A 22,913-nucleotide genomic window follows, 5' to 3' on the forward strand; every position below is an offset into this window, starting at 1 on the left:
TGTTTGGAAGTTTTTCATTATTGCAATTCTATTTTTTAAATTAAATAACTGATTGAATATAATTGATTAAAATCTTATTTGATATAAAACAAATCAATCAAAAAGTAAAAATTCGAGTCAATATACTTCCAGAAATCATTGTAACCCTGAGCGGAGTCGAAGGTTTTTTCGTGTAAAAAGCCTTCGACTCCGCCTGACATCTATTTTTGAATTATTCCCAACGGGCTTAAATATTGTCTTGTTTCTGTTTTAAATAATCCGACGGAGAAATTTTGCAGGATTCCTTAAAGCACGTACTGAAATATCCGGGGCCATTAAACCCGACTTTATAGGCAATATTGGCAATATCTGTTTCGCCCGCATCAAGAAATTGTCTGGCTCTTTTTATCCGCATGTCCCTGACAAATTCTACCGGTGTCATATTGGTTAAGCTTTTAAATTTTCTATTAAATGTTACTCTGGACATATTCAGTGAATTTGCTATAACATCGATATTAAATTCCGGATCAGTTAAGCTGTTTTCCACTATAGCTATAATATCCTTTAAGAACTGCTCGTCTTTGGTTGTAATGATTATTTCTCCCGGTTCCAATGCAATAGTTTTTACATTAGTCTGCAGGCGTTCAAAAATTTTCTTTCTTTGTTTAATTAAATTTTCAATAGAAGCCATTAGGAAATTGGTATCAAAAGGCTTTGTAATGTAATAATCTGCTCCATAATTCAATCCTTCGATTTTATTCTCTACAGAAGATTTTGCAGTTAATAAAATTACCGGAATATGACTCGTTTCGGTTGAATTTTTAAGCGCATCAAGCAGCTCGATACCATCCATCTGAGGCATCATAATATCACTTAAAATTAAATCCGGCAGTTTGTTTGCGGCTATCGCCAAACCTTCTTTTCCGTTTTCGGCTTCTAATATGCGGTAAAAACGCTGCAGCTGACTTTTCAAAAATGCCCTTAATTCATTGTTGTCCTCTACAATAAGAACCACCGGTAAATTAGTATCATCATTATTTTTAAATACCTCATCTTCCTTATTTTGCTTACTGGCAATATGCTGTAATTTTTCTTCTGCTGCTAAGTTTACCTTACCAGCTTTGCTTTGAAAAATTTTGTTGCTTAAATCTATTTCTATAGAAACCGTCAGACCTCCCCTGTCATTATTTACGGCATAAATAGTACCCTGGTGTAATTGTACATATTCCTTACAAAGTGCCAGGCCAATTCCGGTTCCTACATTTTTACTTTTGCCTGTATCTGTTTCATAATAAAGCTTAAAGATATCTTCAAGCTTATTTTCATCTACACCGGTTCCCTGATCCGCAACATTGATTTTTAAAAAAGTACCATCCATTTTAACTTCAACTGTAATAAGACTATCATTTGAAGAAAATTTAATAGCATTAGACAATAAATTATAAATTATAATATCCATTTTTTCTTTGTCCAGATTTACAGTAAGAGTTTCAGAATTGGATAGTGTTTTAATTTTTATGTTTTTTTCATATGCAGCCTGGATAAACAACGTGTTTATTTCATTTATAAAGGATACCAGTTCAACAGGCTCGATATTAAGCTCTTCATTGCCGCTTTGGACTTTTCTAAAATCAAGCAGCTGATTCACAAATCGTACCAGCCGGTTAGTGTTTTTTCTTACTGTCTCTATATAATCATTACCCAAGGGGCTTAATTTTTCGTTTCGGGCAATTTCCTCTATCGGGTTAACGATCAGGGTAAGCGGTGTTCTTAATTCATGCGAAATATTGGTGAAAAAACTCAATTTTAACTCCGTCATTTTTTGTTCTACCACAACTTTGTTTCGTAACCGAATCATAGAATACGCTATTCTTCTTGACAGTTCAAGTAAAATAACAATGATTATGGCATATAAAAAATAAGCCCAATTGGTTTTCCAAAATGGAGGAGCAATTGTAAACGACAAACTTTTTTGAGGTGTATTGGTATACAGCTCCGTGTTTAGGCATTTCACTTCAAACTGGTAATCTCCGTGCGGTAAATTTGTAAATGTTGCTTTTTTCTGGTTTTTTACCTGATGCCACGTATCATCCAGACCTTTTAATCTGTAGGCATACAATTGCTTATTATTGGATCTGTAATCTAAAACCGTGTAATAAATACTAATGGTGTTTTCCCGATAATCTAATTGAATATTGTTATTGTAATTTATATCTGCTTTTAAAGGAAATTCTGCAGATTTTACATTTGAAATTTTATTGTTGATTTCAAAATTAGTAAAAACCATTTTTGTTGTATTCTTTTGATTTTCAACTTTTTTTGGATTGAAGGTTAAGTAACCATTTTTGCAACCAAAAATCAAGGTTCCGTTTTGTAATTTTGAATTCGATGATTCTGAGAATCTGGTTTTAAGCAATCCATCATAGGAATCGTAATTTCTAAAGGCGTGATTACGCAAATTAAATTTTGAAATACCATTTTCAGTAGCCAGCCATAGATTTTTTTGATCGTCCTCAATCATACTCAGGATAAAATCACTGGGTAAACCATTTTCTTTTGTGAAATTTTCAAACTTTAATCGATTATTTTTCGTTTCAACAGCCAAATTAAGCCCGCCCCCGGCTGTTGAAATCCACATTTTATCTTCTGAATCTTTATACATGAACAATACATCATTACTGCCCAAACTGGATTTATCACTGGAAACCTTTACATATCTTGAAAATTTTAACTCATTTGGATTGTAATTTCCAGGATTAAACGTTACCAATCCATTTGTTGTTGCCACCCAGATTTGACCTTTATAACCTTCAGTCAGATATCTTACTTTGCCGGACTCTGTAACAGGAAAATTTTTAAAATTATGTGTAAAACTAAATTCACCATGATTTTCTTCCACCAAATTGATTCCATTATCATAAGTCCCTACCCAAATATGTCCTTTCTTATCCTCTAAAATAGAATAGATTAAATCACTGCTTATACTTTTAGGATTATTTTTATCAGCTTTAAATTGTGTTAATATGTATTGCGTTTTTTGAATATTTACAGGAGTTGCCTTATACAAACCTTTTCCTTTTGTACCCAGCCAAACATTTCCTTTTGCATCTTCGGTGATGGTGTATATAAGACCAATATCCTTGGTTTTATAATTCAAAAACAGGTTTTTTAATTCCTGATTATCCTGATAAACTTTTAATTTTCCTGCTTTTGAGGCAATCCATAATCTATTTGTTTTATCTGTAAAAATAGCCCTGATCTCATTCTCATATTTATTTTTAGCATTCGGAACCAAAATTTTTTGCTGAAAAATATCTTTTTGAAGAATAACTTTATTAATACCTCCATCATTAGAGCTTATCCAAAGAATCCCCGAATGGTCAAAATACAAGCTGGAAATGATATTTGAAAATTTCTGGTTTTCGTCTCCCGGTTTATTAAAAAAATACTCCAATGCATTACTTTTGGGATTGTAATATCCAAAACCGCCGCCTTTTAATTTTATCCAAACCCTGTCAAAATTGTCTTCAAAAATCCCAAAACTATTTTTTGTCTGTAAAAGAGAAGCATCCTTTTTTTGTGAAAGGAATTGAATATTTTTTTTCTTTGGATTAACCATCAGAACGCCGTTATCTTCGGGCTCAACCCACAACAAGCCTCCTTTGTCCTGATAAATTTTATAAACCGGGGAATCTGAAATTTTAAGGATAGATTCTGTTTTTAAAGTTTTTATATTAAAAGTAATGAGCTCTCCTGCAGAAGAAGTAATAAATAATAAATTTTGATTTTTTGATTTTATTATTGAGTTTATGCTTTTTTTGGAAATAGAAGTTTTCGAATAATTTTTATGAATTTTATTATAACAGAACAACTCCCCTTCATTGGTACCAAACCAAACACTATCATCTTGTGAAAAGAAACATTTTATATTATTTTTTGATATATTTTTCCTTTTATAATCCTGATTTTTAGATTTTATTATCATATCCAATCCCTTGTCAGAGCCAACCCAAACAGTGTTGTTTTTGTCTACGGAAACAAAATTTAAATCATTGGAAGCTATTGAAAAATTGTTTTTGGAACCCTGTTCGAAATGAATAATTTTAATTTGGCTGTTGTCTTTTTTTTGTGCCAGATAAATACCCTTATTATCTGTAGTCAGCCAGACATTTCCGTCACCGGCTGTATAAATATCTTTAAATTCAATTTTGTTGGTTCCTAAAATATTCGCGAGAGAAAGGAAGGATTCGGTACTTTTATCGAATCTGTAAATCTGATTATCATAAGCCTTAAGCCATATATACCCGAAAGAATCTTCCTTGATTAAGTCGATACGATTGTTGCCCAAACTACTATTATCACCGGCAGTTGCCTTATAAGTAATAAAATTTTTCCCGTCAAACCTATTAATGCCATCCCAGGTTGCAAACCACATAAAACCTTCTTTGCCTTTTATTATATCCCTGATAGCATCATGGGAAAGCCCGTCTTCTGTAGAGTAATTTTCTATTTTGCATTTTATCTGAGCTTTTAATTCATTTGCTGAACTAATAAATAAAAGTGCAATTAAAAATTTAGGGAATAGAAGTTTTTTCATTTAGGAATTCTGGTTTTTTATAAAATATATACAATTGACTATATTACCCCATTGGTACAACACAAAATAGATGTCAGGCTGAGTCCATTCGGCTTCGCTCAGGATAAACTTAGTCGAAGCCCTTTTCATCTAAAAATCCTTCGACTCCGCTCAGGATGACTTCTGGAAAATCATCAATATTTCCTTCCTCTTTTTAAAGTCTATTATTCAAAATCATTATTTAAATACAGAACCTGTCAGTCATACCTTACCAAACAGATCCGGTGATCAAAATTTAGAAGTAAATGACCAAAATTTAAAAGTCATTACTATTTTATTAAAATACATTTGACGCAGGATTAAATTACTAATCAATCAAAAATTTGGCATTAAAAAAACTGTATTGATAATTTATTTTGACCAAATATAAATATTAATTGCATTTATACCTTATAAATCTATCAATTCTACACTTAAAATAAAATCTTATCAGATTAGTGTTTTATCACAAATACACAAAAAGAGCTAAACCAAACTTAATTACTATCTAACCAAAAATTTATGAAAAAACTTGACTTTCTTGTCCTCTTTATTATAGGACTGTTATCATTTAATCAATCTAGAGCGCAAAGTTTTAATCCTGATATTGTAGTAGATATCAACGGATCAGGAAATTTTACTTCCATACAGGCGGCTATTAATGCAGTACCGGCAGGCACGCCGACAATTATTTATGTAAAGAGGGGGTTATACGATAAGGAAAAATTAATTGTTCCTGCCAATAAGACTAAAATTACCCTAATTGGAGAAAGCAGGACAGAAACCATTATTTCTTATGATATATACAACTGTAATGATGGCGGTGATGGCTTATGTCCTGACAATAAGGTGGCACTTTGGAGCAGTAATACTGATTTAGTAAAAACAGCTGCTACGCTTACCATCATGGCAAATGATTTCAAAGCCGAAAACATAACTATTCGAAACACTGCAGGAAATGTAGGTCAGGCGCAAGCCCTAACAGTTCAGTCAGACAGAAATGTATTTGTTAATTGTGACATCACTGCCTATCAGGATACCATTTATTTTTGGATGGCCGAAACTTCACGTGCTTATTTTAAATCCTGTATGATTTTAGGCCGTACTGATTATATCTATGGCCGCGGCATAGCTGTTTTTAACGAATGTGAAATTAGAAGTTACGGCGGAGCGTGGATAACAGCACCTTCAACTGAAATAACACAAACCTATGGCTTTGTATTTTATAAGTGTAATTTAACGTATCAGCCAAATAGTCCAAGAGTGGGCGATGATGGAATGAAAATCAAATTTGGGCGTCCATGGCATGCCTATCCCAAGGTGGCATGGCTTTATTGTACAATGCCTGCAGAAATTGATCCTTTAGGATGGGGAGATAAATGGAATATGGACTATGCAGATACAAGTACAGATCTGCATTTATATGAATGGATGAATACAGGTGCAGGAGCCGATATGAGCGGCAGGGCAAACTGGGCAGGTCTTAGAGCCATGACAGACCAAACTGAAGCTAATCTTTATGAACCAAAAATTGTATTGGCAGGTTCAGATAATTGGGATCCTACTGCTATACCTCCAACAGTAACAGTATTTAATTGGGATGGAGGTGCCGCTAATACAGGATGGCTGGAAGCAGACAACTGGAATCCTAATGGTGTGCCGGCAATTTCAGAAGCAGCAAATGTTGACGGTAATTTTACAATAAATGCAAATGGTGGAAATTTTGCTGCAGATTTAAACTTAATGAATGGCGCAGCCATTGACGTTTCTGCAAATAGTTCAGCCACTTTGCTTACACTGAATCAGGCAACTGTTTCTTCATCAGCCAGTGCATCATTATCTGGTACTATTAAAACAAAAGGAACGGTAACTATCAATACTTCTGGTAATCTTAATATTACTGCAGTTATTACTGGAGTGCACCAAATAACCAAGACCGGCACTGGAATATCACAATTGAACGGCAATAATTCAGGTTACACCGGCAATTTAATTATTGAATCAGGTGATTTACAAGCCAAAGCAGCAAATTCACTTGGAAATGCTGGAAAAATAACTGTTAAAACCACTGGAAAGCTAACTATAGATGTTAGTACAGCCATTCAAACAAAAACGGCTCTTTATACAGAAGGAACAGCGTCAATCGTATTGAATCAAGACATTACCATTAGTGAGTGGTATGTTGACGGTGTTTTGAAAGTAATGGGGCAATATGATGCAACCACTAATCCAGGCACCATTAGCGGTACTGGAAAAATAATTATAGGAAGGCCAAGTCAGTTTAATTTTGTTGGAGGAACAGTAAATAAAAACTGGGATAATTCAGCTCATTATTCTCCGGCTTTATTACCAGAACTGGGAGAAAGAGTAAATGTGAGCACAACTTACATAGAAGCTGTAGCATCTGTATTTAAAGGAAATATGTATTTAAGTAATGGCAAATACATTCTGTTAAGAACAACCTCAACTTTGTCTGAATGTAAAGGACCTGTAACAATGGAACAAGGCACTTCCATTAATTATGCAACAAGCGGTACAGGCTTTTATTTAAATGCTCCTGTCATATTAAATGGTGATATCACATTATTTATGAGCAGCTCTAATGTTGCGGGCAGTACTATGGATTTGCCAGGCACCTTTTCAGGCAATTATAAAATAAAAGTAAATAATAATAAAAGCGGAACTGCAAATACAGCAACTGTAAAATTAGGTGGAAATAATAGTAATTTCATAGGAACGTGGGACTTGAGTATCGCCGCAACTACCGCTGGAGGATCAACTGCAATTAACGGAACAGTAGAAAATGCTTTTGGAAAAGGAACAATTAACCTGGCTTCCACTAATAAAGCTATTTTTAATCATGCGAAGTGTGCCGGGGATGAATTAACTATGAATATAGCCGGATCAGCTTCAGCAGTATTAAACGTAGCTGTTACGGTTAAGAAATTTACTTTCAACGGAACTCAGCTTGCAAACGGAACATATAGTGCAACAACACATCCCGGTTTGTTTACAGGCACAGGTTCAATTACTGTAAATTCTGCTAATTTAAGTGTAGATGAAAAGGTTTATTTAGAATATGGTATGTTGAGAGTAAATGGTACACTTGAAAATCTTGACGTTTACTCCCTTACCGGCCAGCGCGTATACCATACCAAGTCTGCTACGGAAATAGATTTAAATGGGTTAAAGACAGGAATTTATATTGTTCGTTATAAAATTAATGGCAAACAAGGGGCAGTTAAGGTTTATAAAAAATAAGACGACCTCTTTTAAATAAATACACACAAAGTATCTGTTTCATATACCCAATAATTACATAAAATAAAATAAAATGAAATCATTATTCTCAAAATTATTCATTGGTGTTTTTGCTTTTTGCAGTTTTATTTCTGCGAATGCACAAATTACCCTTCATACCATTGGTGATTCTACCATGGCCACTTATGACGAAAGTACTTCCGATATACGAGGCTGGGGTATGATGTTTCAACAGTTTTTCACTTCAGGAGTCACGATTAATAATCGTGCAAAAAATGGCGCCAGCAGTAAAAGTTTTTATATGGAAGCACCTTATTGGACAACCGTAAAGCAACAGATAAAAACCGGTGACTATGTCATCATTCAATTTGCTCATAATGATGAAAAAAACGGAGGTCTCGATGGCGGGACTGACGCTTTAAATCCAATAAACGGAACTGACTATAGAGGGACAAATCCACAAACAACTTATAAAGATTATCTTAGAAAGTATATTGATGAGACCCGTGCTTTGAACGCTACACCAATTTTAGCAACCTCTTTATGCCGAAAATATTTTAGCGGAGGTACTATTACGCGTAAAGGTGCTCATGATTTAGGTGCTGACTTTAGTCTTCCTGCAACAGATCATACTTATGATTATGCCTATGCTATGAAAGAAGTTGCAACAGAAAAAGGAGTGCAGCTTATCGACTTAACGACCTTAACAAAAGCATTGGTTGAATCTTATGGCGATGCTGCCAGTACTGCCCAACTTTACGTATCTGCAGATTCTACACATCCCACGGCACTATTAGGAACATTAACTGCCCGATTATGTGCTCAGGAAATGGTAAAACAAAATATTTTAGCTTCTTATATCAATACATCAACAGATGTTCTGATTAATCCGACCAGCTGTGATTTTGGGGATGCATACACAGGTCAGACACTTACAAAAGAAGTAACTATTACCGGTTTTGATCTTGTTCCCGATGCAGGAGCCTTTAGCCTATCCGTGAGCGATGGTTTCTTAATTGCTGCAAATAAGACAGACACTTTTGGTTCTTCTATCAATATGAATTACACAGGCGGTAATCTTGCATTTACGAAATTTTATATTTCAGTAACTCAGTCTGTTGGCGGAACTAAAACCGGAACACTTACTGTTACTAATGGAACCGTGACAAAAACAGTTCCTCTGACAGCTAATTTTATTACATTGACAGGAGGAACTGAAGTAAGTGTTTTATGGCCATTAATTACAAATAATACGCCGGTGTTGCAAGGTCCGGCTACTGTTGTTGATCAAACTCATTCAGGCATGTCTGTTCAGTCGTATGCTGCACCTAACGGGACTTCAACTATATGGCCTGCCGGGAGTGGGTATGATACCACAAGAAAAACACAAAGAAACCTGATTGATGGTGGTGCGTGGCCAGCAGGAGAGATTGATGAAGTCTCAACACGTTATATTCAATTTGGAATTAAAGCCAATGCCGGAACAGAATTAAATATTGATTTGATCAGTTTATATGTTGGCGGCGCAGGAGGAAGCGGTATGCGTTGTCGTATTTCTTATTCAAAAGACGATTTCGCTACTACATTTGTTGCAGGAGAATTTCAGAGTATGACATCCAATACGATGAACGCTGTTTCAAAGATACCGGTTATTAAACTTGTTAATGGAGAAACCTTAAAACTACGCGTATATCCTTGGTATAGCTCAGCATCTACAGGAAAAACAATATGCCTCGCAGATGTTAAGATTCATGGAATGGCTATGCCGGCCTCAAATTTATCCACAGATGATTTTTCGAAAAACCAATTACAATGGACAATAAAAGATGGTTATATTAAGATAGAAAATGCTCCCGAAAACAGTAAATTAACAATTTATGACTTAACCGGAAAACAAGTACACAAATCATCAATCATTAGTAGTGATTCAAGTATAGAATCTCCAAAAACCAAAGGCGTCTATATTGGTAAAGTTGAATCACAAGAAGGTATAAAAACAATAAAGTTTTTGGTTTTTTAAAATGGTAATTAAATACTTGCGAAAAGCGGGTTATGAATGTTAAATAATTAGGTTTATTAAAAGGAAAGAGACTAATCTCTTTCCTTTTTCTGTTATATCTAACTAATAAAATGCAAATTGAAACAGACAATAGTTATTTCTTAACAATTGTTATCGTTCAGATTTTTAATAAGAGGGACTTTTGTGCTGTAAAATTTTAAACAACACAAAAATGAAAGTAGTAATCGTCTTCAATCATCCTTACGATGGAAGTTATTGCAATGCCATCTTAAATTCTGTAATGACAGGACTTAAAAAAAACAACCACGAAACAGATTTAATCCACCTTGATAAAGAAGGTTTTAATCCCGTAATGACAGCTAATGACCTTAAAGCATTCAGGGATAAAAATCCTGTTGATCCAAAAGTAATAGAATATAAGAAAAGACTTCAGGATGCTGAGCATATAATTTTTATATTTCCAATCTGGTGGGAGCTAATGCCGGCAATGATGAAAGGTTTTGTAGATAAAGTTATTTTTCCGGGTGTCGCATACGATTACAAAAACGCTAAAAATACATTGATGAAACCTTTGTGGAAAGAAGTAAAAGGCATAACAATGATTACCACAATGAACACACCGAATTGGCTCTACTATTTGCTTTTTGGAAATGCAATCAAAAAGGCTATGATACTTGGTACGTTTTGGAAAATCGGTTATAAAAACCGAAAATGGATTAGTTTCAATATGGTAAAGATGGTTTCAGATGAAAAAAGAAAAAAATGGTTAACCAAAGTAGAAAACAAATTTGAATCTTTGTAATGTAAAGTGCTAACAAAAAACTGCCTCATTTAAATTTCCTTAAACGAGGCAGTTTTAAAAATATTATTTCTTTGATTTTATAAAAACTTTTCTAAACTCTTTTAATAGTTTCTCCAACTCCAAAGTTGATTTACGGGCCCTTGCTCCTGCTCCTTTAATACCTTTTCAGTAAGTGATTCAGACTCTGTTTTAAATATTTCGATTTCTGCATTGATTTTTGCTAATAGATCTTTCATGTTTTTCTTATTAAATTACAGAGAATAAAAATAAAAGATGACTGACTTATATATCCAATTTGTTATTAAAATTGACCTCATCGCATCTAGGCATAAAATTACATCTCCATAAGCTGTCATTTTCTTATTTGAATTAAATAATGACTTTTTTAAGCATAGAAATAATGAAATTTTTATAGGACTTTTTATATACCTTTGATGCTTTTTGCCTTGTATCCTAACTAAACCATTTAAATAAGTACAACTAAAATGACACTATCTAAAGTACTTTCTATCCTACTATTTTCTTTTTTGATTAGTAATTCCTTTGCGCAAAAAACCAAACAGGAATTACTCAGATTAATTGAACAAAAAGATTTGTCTTTAGAAAAAAAAGGAGATTATTTATGTGAATTAAGTTGCATTTATAAAAAAACAGATTCCATAAAAGCTTATGGCTATGCTAATCAGGCATTGAAAATTGCCCGGGAAACAAAAGCTGTAAACAAACAAGCTATTGCTTATGAAGTTTTATCAGATCTGGAACGATATCTCGAGAATATCCCTCAACAAATAAAATTTGCCGATTCCTGTTACCTATTAGCATCAAAATCAAAAGATCCGGAGGCAATGGCTTATGCAAATTATGCGATTGCTTATAAACATGAAACCATCGGAAACATAGAAAAGTACATTTATTATATGCTCAAGTCCCTCTCATACTTTGAAAAACATAAAATAAGATATGATAAACTGGTGAATGGATATGAAAATCTGGCAGCAAGTTTTGGCGATACTAACGACTTGAAATTTATTGAGAAATACAGTAAAAAAGCCCTGGAATTAAGTTACGAAAGTAAAAATCAGGTCAATATTGCAAATGCATTGACTACTTGGGCCTTATTTCTTGTAAATAGTGCAGAACAAAAATCACCTGCTGATTTAAATTTACTAAAAACAGCCGAAAAAGATTATTTAAAAGCCATAGCCATATTTGAAGATGAAAAAAAGAAAGGCAATATAAATTTATCTTATGGCAGAACCTGCTTAAACCTGACGAATCTTTATTTGTATCATTTTGAAACCAACCCTGACAAAATATTAGAATATTTAAAAAAAACCGAAGAAGTCTGCCTTAAATTTAATGTGCCAATACAGCTAATGGTAATGTATGGTCAGCAAGCTCAATTTTATATGAACTTAAATGACATACCTAAGGTTGAAAAAGTGTTGGAAAAAGTAGAACAGAACATTGCGAAAAACCCAAAAATAAGCTCCCGATATTATGTCTTATTATATAAAAATTATATGGATTTGTCCGAAATAAAAAATGACTTTCCTTCTTACAGAAAATACTTTGGGTTATACGATAAAGCGTTGAGAGTGATGATTGAAAAGGAAAACACTGCCAAAGAGTACAATGCTTCTATACGCTTTGAGGCTGAGAAAAAGTCGCAGGAAATTCAATTATTGACAGATAATTTAGAATCACGAAAAAAAATTAATTACCTGTATATCGCACTTTTAATTTTTGGTTTTTTTACGCTTTTATTCATGCTGCGTTCGTACCATTTCCGACAAAAATCATATATTAAAACAAACCTGTTACTCCAAAAAGCAAATGAAGAAGCTACACTTTTATCCAAAATAAAAGAGGAAGAAGCAATGATTGCCCTGCTGGAAACTGAATTAACAGAGAAAGAGCTTCAAATTGCCATTCAGGAAAAAAAAATAAACGAACAGGAAAAAATTAAATTGCAGCAGGAATTAATGACCAATAATTTACAGTTAGAAAAGAAAAATGAAGTTTTGAAAGACATTCAAAATAAATTATCGGTAATGAAAGCAGAAAAATCTACAGACATCAAAACGATTTCTAAAACCATTGATAAAAGTATGGAAGTAGATGACGAATTTGAGTTGCTTAAAACAAGTCTTGAAAATACAAATCCTGTCTTTTTTTCGACTTTACAGGAAAAAGCTTCAGGTACACTTACAAAGCTTGATTTTAAATATTGCGGTTACATAAAATTAGGAATGAGTACCAAAGAAATTGCCAATCATATGAATATAGAAACCCAAAGTATGCGAATGGCACGTTACCGAATTAAGCAAAAATTAAATCTTGACAGGGAAACTGATCTGGACTCTTACATCACTTCAGTCCAGTAAAATCAACAGATACAGCGTTTTTAATTCAGAATATTGTGCTCTTTGTAGATACAAAATAGATACCCAAAATAAGCTCTGTAGATGGTTAGTATATACAAGATTTAATTTTTTTTGCAATTGCATGAGTAGTTTTGTATTGAATTTTAAAAACTATAAATCATGAACAAAAAGACTCTTTCCATTATTTCGTACATCACTATTATCGGATGGATTATCGCTTATGTAAATTACAACAAATTAACTGTAAAAGATTCTCTGACAAGATTCCATTTAAAACAAGGATTAGGAATTGCTATCGTAGGAATTATAATTTCAGTTGCCTTAAGTATCATTGCAGTAGTAGTACCTACTTTGGCCAGCATTTTAAGTTTAGTAAATCTTGTTGTTTTAGTATTATGGGTTATGGGAATTATTAATGCAAATAACGAACAGGAAATTCCGGTTCCAATTGTAGGTAAATTATTTACAGACAAATTCGATTTCATTAAATAAAAATTAAATTAAACCAGTATAAAACCTCATGTTTTGTGCTGGTTTTTTTAACTGAAAATTACACATTCTCCCAATTATAAAAATGAAAAAATCAATAATACTATTTTGTCTTACGCTATTGGTGAGCAGTAATTTTATTTATTCGCAAAGTGATTGCGAAAAGCAAAAGCAGGATTTGGCACAAATAATCAGTGGTCAGTACAAATGCGAAATTAACACAATAAAATATGGTGGCAGCGGCGATTACGTAAAATCAACCGGGACAGTTACCATAACAAAAATTGGAGAGAATAAAGTTAAAGTTTCTTCCAGTGCAGGTTCATATACCATTAGCGATCTTTCGGTAAATGGAAATACTATGATTTTTGGCGAAGGCCCTTCTTCTGATAATAACGGAATGAAGGATATTCATCTGAATTTATATGAAAAACCGGCAGTAATCAGTGGTCGTTCATCAAATGGAACTTCTTTATTAGAAAGAAAATCATGGAATTTTGAAGGAGTTGCTTCAAATAATAATAAACCGGAAAGTTTAAGCGACGAGCCGGCATGTAAAGAAATATATTTAAATTCTGCTGTAGAATTTGGAGGTAAAGTAATTAAAAAAAGAGATTTTCCTTTATGCATTTTGGGAAAAGCAGCTGTGGGAACAGGTACTCTTGCAGTAAAAAGAGCTGCAGATGAACAGCAGTTCTCTGATGTTTTGGTTCTTGAAACACCATTCCCGGAAGACGCTGCATGGAAAAAGAATGCGTATGAAGCACAAACCAAACGTTATTGGGAAGAAACGAATAAACCATTTATTGATAAAGCAATTGCTTTAAATGCAGAAATTCGATGGATAAATGACCCCAGACTGGATAAGAACAAATATGCAGAAAAGCCGCATGGAGCTAATTTTAACACCACAAAAGATGGTAAAAACATTAGCAGGGTTTTAAGCTATACACATTTTGAATATCAATATTTGTTAGGCAAAGGCTATATTCTGGATACCGCAACAGGTTTAATGAAAAAATAACTAAGCAACTAAAATGAAAAAAAGCTGTCTTTTATTACTCTTAATTTCTTTCTCTAATTTGATAAACTGTCAGGTTATAGATAATAATATTCAAGGATACTATCAAGCCAAATCCGATTCAAATATGTATTCGTTTTTTGAGTTTGACGGGAATGGTAAAGTAAATATCGTCGGATTGGGGACCGGCGATTATTTTACCAAAGGCGACTCGCTGATTATATATCCCGACAAAAGTATTTTTAAGTTTAAAATAAAAAACAATACACTGGTTGGAGTTTCAAGCTGGGTTGAAAACGAAACATGGGTTAAAAAAGATACCACCGTTACCAATAACAGAAAAGATGCAGCTTTATCTAAGAAAAAAGCAGCTTTATTGCATGAATATTATAAGATTGCCGATACTAAATCAGCACTTGATTTTATGCTGGATGATGCAGCTGCAAAAGCAAAAACTGAAAAAATAAATAAACTGTGCAATCAGGGTTTGAGTAAAGCCTGTTTGGATTATTTTGGGATCCTGCTTATACAAGATCAGGGGTTAGGAGCTCTTTTGGATCCGCAAAAAAATGAAAAGGCAAAACCGCTTAATCCTGAAATTATTGCTCTTGGAAATAAAATTATTGCTCAGGGAGAACCTGAAGGTCATACGGTATTAGGCACCTATTATTATATATTAGGCAACAAAGAAAAAGCTGAAGAACAATGGAATATTGGTGTTAGTAAAGGAAGTCAAAAGTCCGGAATGGCATTATTTCAAATTGAAATGGAATAAATTAAACATTAATTATGATAGAATTAATTACTACCATTATGCTGGTTTTGATAAAAACTCTTGGCGAACTTTTAATTTTAATTTTATAGTTGATTTTAAGATTTGTTTAAAGTAAATTCAAATATAGCGAGGCACTAAAAATTTAAAAATATAAAATGAAAACAAAAATTACACTTATAGTTTCTGCTTTATTATTTTTTGTCTTACAATCTTGTAAAATGGAAAATACACCCGAAGAATATTTTGACATAACCTCTTTAAATACAAATCTGGTAGCAGAGTTTGGTGCCAGGGATTTTAAAAGAATGGGAGAAGCAAAAAGTTCCAGCCAACTTTTGGCATTTGATGAAAAAAGTACATTTCCTGCAAAATCTTACGAAGACCATATTCTAAGATTTAAAATTCCTTATATTAATCAAACTATTGAAAAAATAAAGGATTTAAAACCCACAGAAGAAACTACTCCCATGATTAATGCTTCATTAGATCTATTTAATTATGTAAAAGAAAGATACCAAACAGATTATGTAAAAATAGCCCGTCTGATGGATAGCAAGGCTCCAAAAGAAGAAATTGAGAAAGCTGTTTTTGAAATGGAAACAGTAACCTTTGCTACTTTTGATGAGAAATATAAAAAATTATGGGATCTTGCACTACCTTATGCAAAAGAACACGGGATTGAAGTAAAGACTTTTTAATGTTTAAGTAAGAATTGTCAAATAAGCAAACTGAAATTTTATTCTTAAGATGACTTGTTATCATCAAACACATTGGGATAAATTTAGCCCACAAAAAAACTCTAAACCCTCTTCACAAGAGTTTAGAGTTTTTTTATTATAAATATTCTTTGTCTAAACTTGTTGAAAAAGTCAGACAAAACGATTGCAATGATTTTATTATTTTATAAATTCAAGACTTCCATCTGTTAAATTATAAAATACGCCAACAATTTTTATCTCTCCTTTGTCTTCCATCTCTTTAAGAATAGGGCTCTTTTCACGAATTTGCTCAATAGCATAATGCACATTGTTTTCTGAAACATGTTTTACAAATTCGTCATTTTTAGAGGTTTTATCACCTGTAAAATCCTGGCTCATTTTCACTGCCGGTTTTATCTTTGAAAGCATAGCTGTAATATTTCCAAGTTTCACATCATCAATTGCACCTTTTATAGCGCCACAATGTTGATGTCCCATTACTAAAACTAATTTTGCTCCTGCCACTTTACAAGCAAACTCCATACTGCCCAATAAGTCTTCGTTTACAAAATTTCCTGCTACTCTTCCAACAAAAATATCACCTAAGCCCTGGTCAAATACATCTTCAACCGGTACACGGCTATCTACACAACTTAACACAACTGCTTTTGGAAACTGTCCCGGTGCTGATTTTCTGGCTTGTTTACTATGGTCTCTTACAGTAGTTGTACCACTTTGGAAACGTTTGTTTCCTTCTATAAATTCCTGCAAAATTGCATCAGGTGTGAGCCTGGTTTGTTCTTCCTTAGTCATTACATGAGAAATTACAGGCTTTACATCTTCTTTTATGATAGAAGGCGAATTTGATTTCTCTGTTTTTGTTCCGTTGTCACAAGAAAACAAAAGTACTGCTGCGGATAGCATTACTATTGATTTAAATTGATTCTCCATTCTTTTTTAAATTAAATCTGCCTACTTTGTAAAACGGTGTTCAGCATGTCCGTTATTATTATTTTTAAATGCTCATGCGAAATTGCGACTTTAAGAAAAGAAGGATTTAACCTTCGGCTGTCTGCTTAATGATTATTCCGGAGCAAAGCAGACTATTATTTTATTGATCTTTTCGTGGCTCAAAATTAGATACTTTTTTACTTCTTTTTATTTTTTTCTCATGGATTCTTCTGTAAATTAAGGCATATTGAGTATTCCGTAATTAAAGTTTGACACTAATAGTTTTTATCATAAGTGAAATTAACCCAATAAAAAACTCCATTAAAAATGGAGTTTTCTTTCTTTATTATTTTATTTAGATAACTTACTTTTTTCAAATGATTAGTTTCGAATAACCTTTGCCGTCTTATTTCCTGTTCCGGAACTCAGGTTCACTATGTATGCTCCTTTTGAAAGTGTTGATGCATTTACAGTATACCTAAATTCGCCAGGTTTTGTAAGTCCCAAATTCTTAGTATAAACAGTCTGTCCCGACATATTTGTTAATGTAACGGTAATGCTTGCCTCTGATTTATTGTACATAATTATTTCAAATTCATTACCGCTTGCAGGGTTAGGTACAATAGAAAGGCCTCCATCTTCATCAGTAAAGGGTTCGTCTGATGCGATATCGTCTGTATTTGTCATTCTTGCAGTTGACGAGCTAATATATTCGAGTGTCCACTGCTGGTTAAAACTTACACCGCTTGGCCAGAATTGCATAACAGCACCATCAGTCGTTACACCGCCATTATCTACACATTTACCATTTGACCTGTTGGTTATTTTATAATAAGGGCCGGCAGCACTTATCGTCCATTGCTGGTTAGTACTTGATCCTCCTGTCCACTGCCCTACAGTAGAACCATCGGCAGTATGGGCAATATTATCAAGATACTTACCGCCTGTAACACATTTTAGTTTATAATAACCTCCGGAATAAGTAATTACCCAACGCTGATTATTAGACGAACCGCCTGCCCATTGCGCAACATTTGCACCATCTGTCGTAGCTCCCATATTGTCTAAATATTTACCCCCATTACGGTTTACAAGTTTATACGTGCCATTTGGTATTATCTGGCTTGCACTGCCCGGCACTGGCCATCCGTTTGACCAGCTCAGTGTTGTGGTCATAAGTTTTGGAGCACCACCATCATTTCCGTCATAAAAATGATAACTCAGCGTCGACTCGCCATATCCCACATGCCCGGGACCAATATACCTGCCATTTTTATTTGGCAAAAAAGTGGTTCCGCCATCATTCATAAGGCTGATGCCGTTTTGATCTAAATAAGGTCCGGTAATACTTGTAGAACGCCCTACCTGAGTATAATAACCGGAATTTACACCATTACAACATAAGCCTCTTTGAAAAAACACATAGTAATAGCTTCCGTTTTTCATAATATACGGAGCTTCTACATTTCCTGCCACAAGATCCCAACGGCTGGAGTTAAGCCTTAATCCGGTAGAAGGGTTAAGTTGTATCAGGTCAATACCGCTTTGCCAGTTGCCATAAACCATATACATATTTGAGCCATCTACTAAAACTGCAGGATCAATAGCGTTATTTCCGGCAACTATCATTCCCTTGTCCGTCCATGGACCCGATAAGCTGGTAGCTGTCGCCAAACCAATAGCAGCAGGAGCGCCATCACCTGCGCAGGAATAATAACAATAATAGGTGCTTCCTATTTTTATAACATCCGGTGCCCAAAAATTACCGGCAAAACCACTAACATAGTTTGCAATCCAGCTTGGCCAGGTACCTATAGGAAAAACAGTGTTTTCTGTTTGCCAGGTGCCAAAACTTGTAGACGTTGATGATATTGTGTAGATACCATTACCAGTAGCAAAATGCCAATATCTGCCATCAGTATTTCTAACGGTAGATGAAGGATCGTGTATGCCAGGTTGAGCAAACAGTGGCATTACTGTACAGAGAAATAGAGTGAGTGTAAGAATGAACGCAGCATTCTTAGTAAAAAAGCTTGCCGGAAATTGCTTGAATTTCTGGTCGAATTGGAGAAATCGTAATTTCATAAGTGGTTTGGTTAAAGTTAGTATGCAGATATATATTGTCCTGATTCGTGCACTAATCAGGATGAATATTAATTTTGAACTGAAATTCCGGGAAGAATTTCATGATAATTTTAGCCTATACTTTTACATTTTACTGGTTCTAAAACCAATTATCACTTAATCAGACTGGATAAGTTATTAAGTATTACAACATTCTATTATTTGGAATAAATTTTATTTTTAAAAAAAAATAAGTGTATTTATTACATTTGTAAAAATAACAAAATAAATCCGATAAAAAAATGAATGCATAAGAGTAGAAGCCGTCAACGCGAAAGTGCTGAAAATAATTACGAAGTTTTGTTATGAATAATTCAAAAAAAATCTTAATCTGAAGTTTAAAATAGATTAAATTTATTAGTTGTACAATAAGTGTAATGATATAATAAAAATGAATTATTTGTATAATTCGTTAAAAAACAATGAATTAATCTACTTAAAACACAATAGTTCAAAATTTCTTTAATTGTAATAATCTGTAATCATTTATAATTATAGAATAACGTTTAGTAAATAAGCACTTTATCCATACTTTTTCTTGAATCATAAAAATGGATTTTACTTTCTTATTCTTCAAGTAAAATATTTTTAAAAAAAATGAACAACGTTCAAAAAAAATACATATATTTGCAAAAGAAAATGATATTTATGAGTGTAGCAGATAGAAAAGCGCGAGAAAAAGAAGCATTAAAAGCATTGATTTTAAAAGGAGCAAAAAAACTTTTTTTAGAAAAAGGAATTGAGCAAACAACTATTAGAAATATAGCTGATGAAATAGATTATAGTGTTGGAACCGTATATGTTTACTTTAAAGATAAAAATGCTATTCTGCATGATTTGCACTCTATTGGATTTCAAGAACTTGGAAGAAATTTTCAGGAATTGTTTACTATTGAAGATCCAATGGAGAGATTAAGAAAAATGGGGATTGTATACATCAAGTTCGGAATCGAAAACCAGGAAATGTATGATTTAATGTTTAATGTTAAAGCACCAATGGAGTATCTTGAAAAATCCGATAGCGATCTTTGGGATGAAGGCGTTGTAACTTTTGACCTGGTTAAAAAAACAGTTGAAGAATGTATCAATAAAGGACATTTTGAAGGACATAATGTAGAATCGCTTTCGTTTATGATTTGGAGTTTAGTACATGGTATGTGTTGTCTTGAAATCAGACAAAGAACAAAAGGTGTGAAATTCACGAACCCTGATACTATCCTATTTGACGGATATAATGCCTACTTGAAAATAATAGATAAATTATAATTTTTTTTTGTTCAAAAAAATGAACAATGTTCAATAAACAAACAATGTGATAAAATGAAAAAAACACTAATTCTAATGACAATTTTACTTGGGTATTATGGATATTCCCAGAGTAAACTAGACGGTTACATTGAAACCGGATTAAAAAATAACGAAGTAATAAAGCAGCATAACTTTGACATTAACAAAAGTATGTATGCTTTAAAAGAAGCGCGCTCCCTGTTCTACCCTACCGTTTCCTTAAATGGAAGTTATACCAAGGCTGAAGGAGGAAGAACAATTGATATTCCGATTGGCGATATGCTGAATCCGGTATACAACACTTTGAATCAAATTACAAATTCGAATGCTTTTCCAACTTTAGAGAACCAGTCTGTTCTAATTAATCCGGATAATTTCTATGATGCTAAAATTCATACCACAATGCCTTTGCTGAATTTTGAAATTATTTATAACAAGAGAATCAAAAACCAGCAGACTTCATTACAAAAAATAGAACTGGAAATATATCAAAGGGAATTAGCCAAGGAAATAAAAATAGCCTATTACAAATACCTTCAATCGATTGAAGGAATTAAAATTTATGAGGATGCTTTAGCATTGGTTAAAGAAAACCAACGAGTAAACAAATCCTTATTTAAAAATGAAAAGATAAACCGTACAGCTGTCTTACGAAGTGATAATGAGGTAATACGCATACAGGCAAACCTTGAAACGGCAAAGCAAAACAGTAATAATGCCAGGTCTTATTTTAATTTTTTGCTTAATGAAAAGCTGGATGCTGTAATTGAAATCGATGAAAATGAAACGCCACCAATTGACGCTGTTTCAGAGAATACTCAAAACAGGGAAGAATTAAAAAAACTCACCCAGGCAAAAGAAATAAACGATAATGTAAGCAAACTCACGCAGTCGTATTGGTTTCCAAAGGTGAATGGTTTTGCTGATTTTGGAATTCAGGATTTTGATTTTGAAGTAAACAAACAATCACGCTACTATTTTGCAGGAGTAGGTTTAGAATGGAATATTTTTTCAGGAAACAAAAACAAATACAAACTCAAACAAACTGAAGAGGACAGTAAAAAAATAAGTTCGCAAATCGACAATGTAAAACAGCAGTTACTGCTTCAGTTTCAGGTTTCCCGGAATAATTTAAAATCTGCTTTGGAGCAATTCTACGCTGATAAAAATCAAAAAGAATCCGCCAAAAAATATAATGAGGATATAACTAAATTATATAAAGAAGGTCAGGCTATCTACATTGAACTTCTGGATGCACAAAATCAATGGGTAAATGCCCAACTTAATACCAATATAGCCCTTTATAATTCCTGGATCGCTTTTGCAGAATTAGAAAGAGCCAATGCAACTTTTACTTTAAACAATTAAAAATTAAGATCATGAAATCAAAGATTATTACATCCGTTCGCCTTTCAGGCTCGGGTCACGAATACCAAAAAAACAATTTTACACTTATGAGTAATAAATCAATAATTATTTCCCTATTCGCATTACCTCTCTTCTTCGCTTGCAAAGAAGAAAAAAAAGGACACACACCTTTCGAAGCTGCAGATGTTATTTCCATTAAAACTGCAACTGCCGAATCTTTGGCACTTACGAATAATATAAGTGCATCAGGATTGGTAACAACAGAAAATCAAGCCAATTACTCGTTCAAAATTGGTGGAGTTGTCAACCATATTTTTGTGGAAGAAGGACAGTTTTTCAAAAAAGGACAACTTTTGGCAACTTTAGACGCAACCGAAATCGGTTCAGGCCTGAATCAATCTGATTTGAATGTTAAGAAATACGAGCGTGATTATACCCGGGCTTTAAACCTTTATAAAGACAGCGTATATACTTTAGAGCAGCTTCAAAACACAAAAACAGCTCTTGACATTGCCAAAAAACAGAAAGATGCCGTTGCTTTTAATGCCCGTTATGCAAAAATTTATGCCACAGCCGATGGTTTTGTTACTTCAAAAATTGCTAATGAAGGTGAAGTTGTGAGTGTAGGATCTCCAATTTTGGCAATAAACGAAACCCGCCAAAACAACAATTATTTGCTAAAAGTCGGCCTGACAGACCAAGAATGGGCAGCTGTAAAAATAGGTCAAAAAGCGACTGTTACCCTTGATGGCTATCCTGACGAAAGTTTTGATGCCTCTGTTTTTAGAAAGTCGCAAGCGGCAGATGCTGCATTGGGTTCTTTTCAGGTAGAATTAAGACTGAATATGAAAAACAGCAAGCCTGCAGTTGGTATGTTTGGAAAGGCAGAAATTAAAGCAGATAAAGCCGAAGATTTTATCATCATTCCTTATAATTCACTTATTGAAGCCGACGGAAATAAAGCCTTTGTATTTATTGTAGAAAACAACAAAGTAAAACGCCAGCCTGTTACGATTAATAAATTTGAAAAGGACAAAGTATCTATCAAAGACGGGCTTCAAAAAACCGATCAAATTGTTATTTCCAACAGTGCTTATCTCAACGAACAATCAACTATCAAAATCATTAAATAACGA

Annotated in this window: 14 protein-coding genes and 1 pseudogene; 11 read left to right on the plus strand and 4 right to left on the minus strand. The window is 33.5% G+C overall.

Features of this window, described 5'->3' with window-relative positions:
* Positions 1-226: 226 nt before the first annotated feature.
* Positions 227-4,576 (minus strand): hybrid sensor histidine kinase/response regulator transcription factor, encoded by a 4,350-nt coding sequence (locus tag ACEN92_RS07200; protein ID WP_495641695.1) that lies wholly within the window; start codon positions 4,574-4,576, stop codon positions 227-229.
* 540 nt (positions 4,577-5,116) lie between these two features.
* Between ACEN92_RS07200 and ACEN92_RS07205 the strand changes: the two genes are divergently transcribed.
* The 3 genes from ACEN92_RS07205 (at position 5,117) to ACEN92_RS07215 (ending at position 10,677) form a co-directional block, all read left to right on the plus strand.
* A complete protein-coding gene (locus tag ACEN92_RS07205) occupies positions 5,117-7,855 on the plus strand; it encodes a pectinesterase family protein (protein WP_495641696.1) in 2,739 nt (912 codons plus the stop codon).
* 73 nt (positions 7,856-7,928) lie between these two features.
* Complete coding sequence (locus ACEN92_RS07210) at positions 7,929-9,875, plus strand: GDSL-type esterase/lipase family protein (RefSeq protein ID WP_495641697.1); 1,947 nt, start codon at positions 7,929-7,931, stop codon at positions 9,873-9,875.
* Between the two features lie 211 nt (positions 9,876-10,086).
* A complete protein-coding gene (locus ACEN92_RS07215; RefSeq protein WP_495641698.1) occupies positions 10,087-10,677 on the plus strand; it encodes an NAD(P)H-dependent oxidoreductase in 591 nt (196 codons plus the stop codon).
* Positions 10,678-10,740: 63 nt separating this feature from the next.
* Here ACEN92_RS07215 and ACEN92_RS07220 read toward each other — a convergent pair.
* Positions 10,741-10,913: pseudogene (locus tag ACEN92_RS07220) on the minus strand (BF3379 family histone-like protein).
* A gap of 249 nt (positions 10,914-11,162) precedes the next feature.
* Here ACEN92_RS07220 and ACEN92_RS07225 point away from each other — a divergent pair.
* The 5 genes from ACEN92_RS07225 to ACEN92_RS07245 all read left to right on the plus strand — a co-directional run bounded on the left by ACEN92_RS07225 (position 11,163) and on the right by ACEN92_RS07245 (position 16,047).
* The gene (locus tag ACEN92_RS07225; protein ID WP_495641699.1) at positions 11,163-13,064 is read left to right on the plus strand and encodes a helix-turn-helix transcriptional regulator; all 1,902 of its coding nucleotides are present in this window, start codon (positions 11,163-11,165) and stop codon (positions 13,062-13,064) included.
* 159 nt (positions 13,065-13,223) lie between these two features.
* Entirely contained in the window at positions 13,224-13,556 is a 333-nt protein-coding gene (locus ACEN92_RS07230; protein ID WP_495641700.1) for a magnetosome magnetite crystal formation protein family, read from the plus strand.
* Between the two features lie 82 nt (positions 13,557-13,638).
* Complete coding sequence (locus tag ACEN92_RS07235; protein ID WP_495641701.1) at positions 13,639-14,577, plus strand: hypothetical protein; 939 nt, start codon at positions 13,639-13,641, stop codon at positions 14,575-14,577.
* Positions 14,578-14,701: 124 nt separating this feature from the next.
* Positions 14,702-15,349, plus strand: a complete 648-nt coding sequence (locus ACEN92_RS07240) for a hypothetical protein (protein ID WP_495641702.1) — start codon at positions 14,702-14,704, stop codon at positions 15,347-15,349.
* A 155-nt stretch (positions 15,350-15,504) separates the two neighbouring features.
* Positions 15,505-16,047, plus strand: coding sequence for a hypothetical protein (locus tag ACEN92_RS07245; RefSeq protein WP_495641703.1), 543 nt, complete (start codon positions 15,505-15,507; stop codon positions 16,045-16,047).
* Between the two features lie 198 nt (positions 16,048-16,245).
* Here the strand turns inward: ACEN92_RS07245 and ACEN92_RS07250 are convergent, their stop codons facing one another.
* Positions 16,246-16,998 (minus strand): carbonic anhydrase family protein, encoded by a 753-nt coding sequence (locus ACEN92_RS07250; protein ID WP_495641704.1) that lies wholly within the window; start codon positions 16,996-16,998, stop codon positions 16,246-16,248.
* A 381-nt stretch (positions 16,999-17,379) separates the two neighbouring features.
* Positions 17,380-19,083, minus strand: a complete 1,704-nt coding sequence (locus tag ACEN92_RS07255; protein ID WP_495641705.1) for a family 43 glycosylhydrolase — start codon at positions 19,081-19,083, stop codon at positions 17,380-17,382.
* 687 nt (positions 19,084-19,770) lie between these two features.
* Here ACEN92_RS07255 and ACEN92_RS07260 point away from each other — a divergent pair.
* Genes ACEN92_RS07260 through ACEN92_RS07270 form a run of 3 tightly spaced genes read left to right on the plus strand, consistent with a single transcriptional unit; the run spans position 19,771 to position 22,910 of the window.
* A complete protein-coding gene (locus tag ACEN92_RS07260) occupies positions 19,771-20,388 on the plus strand; it encodes a TetR/AcrR family transcriptional regulator (RefSeq protein WP_495641706.1) in 618 nt (205 codons plus the stop codon).
* A 54-nt stretch (positions 20,389-20,442) separates the two neighbouring features.
* Positions 20,443-21,777 (plus strand): TolC family protein, encoded by a 1,335-nt coding sequence (locus ACEN92_RS07265; protein WP_495641707.1) that lies wholly within the window; start codon positions 20,443-20,445, stop codon positions 21,775-21,777.
* Between the two features lie 11 nt (positions 21,778-21,788).
* Complete coding sequence (locus tag ACEN92_RS07270) at positions 21,789-22,910, plus strand: efflux RND transporter periplasmic adaptor subunit (RefSeq protein WP_495641708.1); 1,122 nt, start codon at positions 21,789-21,791, stop codon at positions 22,908-22,910.
* Positions 22,911-22,913: the final 3 nt, after the last annotated feature.

The sequence above is a fragment of the Flavobacterium sp. Flavsp81 genome (assembly GCF_059491325.1).